Source organism: Roseateles sp. P5_E11 (genome assembly GCF_054049355.1).
This window is the reverse complement of sequence record NZ_JBFUMO010000917.1, coordinates 1-1,583: the sequence shown is the minus strand read 5'-3', so window position 1 is coordinate 1,583 and position 1,583 is coordinate 1. Positions and strand designations below refer to the sequence as shown.

General features: G+C 62.0%; 2 protein-coding genes. Both read right to left on the bottom strand.

Features of this window, described 5'->3' with window-relative positions; all coding sequences use genetic code 11:
- On the bottom strand, positions 1–944 hold a 944-nt coding region (clpX, locus tag ACXJKR_RS32065; protein WP_457326296.1), incomplete at its 3' end, for an ATP-dependent Clp protease ATP-binding subunit ClpX.
- A gap of 133 nt (positions 945–1,077) precedes the next feature.
- A partial coding sequence (locus ACXJKR_RS32060) for an ATP-dependent Clp protease proteolytic subunit (protein WP_457326295.1) occupies positions 1,078–1,583 on the bottom strand: 506 nt, incomplete at its 5' end.

Below are 1,583 nucleotides of genomic sequence, written 5' to 3'. Positions count from 1 at the left end.
AGTGTGGCGACCACGGGTAGGCGGCCGACCAGTTCGGGGATGAGGCCGAACTTGATGATGTCCTCGGGCTCGCACTCGCGGAACACCTCAGAAACACGGCGTTCGCTCTTGCTCTTCACCGTCGCGCCGAAGCCGATGCCGGACTTCTCGCTGCGGTTCTGGATGACCTTCTCCAGGCCGTCGAAAGCACCGCCGCAGATGAACAGGATGTTGGTCGTGTCGATCTGCAGGAAGTCCTGGTTCGGGTGCTTGCGGCCACCTTGCGGCGGCACCGAAGCCATCGTGCCTTCGACGAGCTTGAGCAGCGCCTGCTGCACGCCTTCGCCGGAGACGTCCCGCGTGATGGAAGGGTTATCGGCCTTGCGCGAGATCTTGTCGATCTCGTCGATGTAGACGATGCCGCGCTGCGCCCGCTCGACGTCGTAATTGCAGTTCTGCAACAGCTTCTGGATGATGTTCTCGACGTCCTCGCCGACGTAACCGGCCTCGGTCAGCGTCGTCGCATCGGCGATCACGAAGGGCACGTTCAGGAGGCGCGCCAACGTCTGCGCCAACAGCGTCTTGCCGGAGCCCGTGGGGCCGATCAGCAGGATGTTGCTCTTGGACAGCTCGACCGAATCCTTGGTCGACGCCATGTGGCGCAGGCGCTTGTAATGGTTGTAGACGGCCACGGCGAGGGTGCGCTTGGCGACGTCCTGGCCGATGACGTACTGGTCGAGGCTGGACTTGATCTCGCTCGGCACGGGCAGGTCGGACTTGCCAGCACGGGCAGCGGGGGCCGGCGCCGGGATCTCGTCACGGACGATGTCGTTGCACAGCTCGATGCATTCGTCGCAGATGAAGACCGACGGACCGGCGATCAGCTTCTTGACTTCATGCTGGCTCTTGCCACAGAACGAGCAGTACAAAACTTTTTCGCTGGAGGTGCCTTTTTTGTCGGCCATGGGTCTGCTCGGGGATGCCAGTGGACAGGCAGGTGCCTGAAATGATGATAGTCCAAACGATCTCGGGGCCCTCGTAGGGATAAGGGCCCCGATTTCACCGCGAATCCGGGGGGCAGTTACGGCCCCTCACAACTCAGGGCCGGTGTTCCAGCACCTGGTCGATCAGGCCGTAGTTCTGAGCCTCGGCAGCGGACATGAAATAGTCGCGCTCGGTGTCCGACTGGATTTTCTCCAGGGTCTGGCCGGTGCGCTCGGCCAGGATGCGATTCAAGGTGTCGCGAGTCTTCAAGATTTCACGCGCATGGATTTCAATATCCGTAGCCTGCCCCTGAGCGCCGCCCAGCGGCTGGTGAATCATCACTTTGGCATTGGGCAGGGAGAAGCGCTTGCCCTTGGCGCCGGCCGCAAGCAGGAAGGCGCCCATGCTGGCCGCCATGCCCATGCACAGYGTCGACACCTCCGGCTTGATGAAGTTCATCGTGTCGTAGATGGACATGCCGGCCGACACGCTACCGCCCGGGCTGTTGATGTAGAGCGAGATCTCCTTGTCGGGGTTTTCGCTTTCCAGGAACAGCAATTGGGCCACGACGATGTTGGCGACCGCGTCGTTGACGGGCCCTACCAGGAAGACGATGCGCT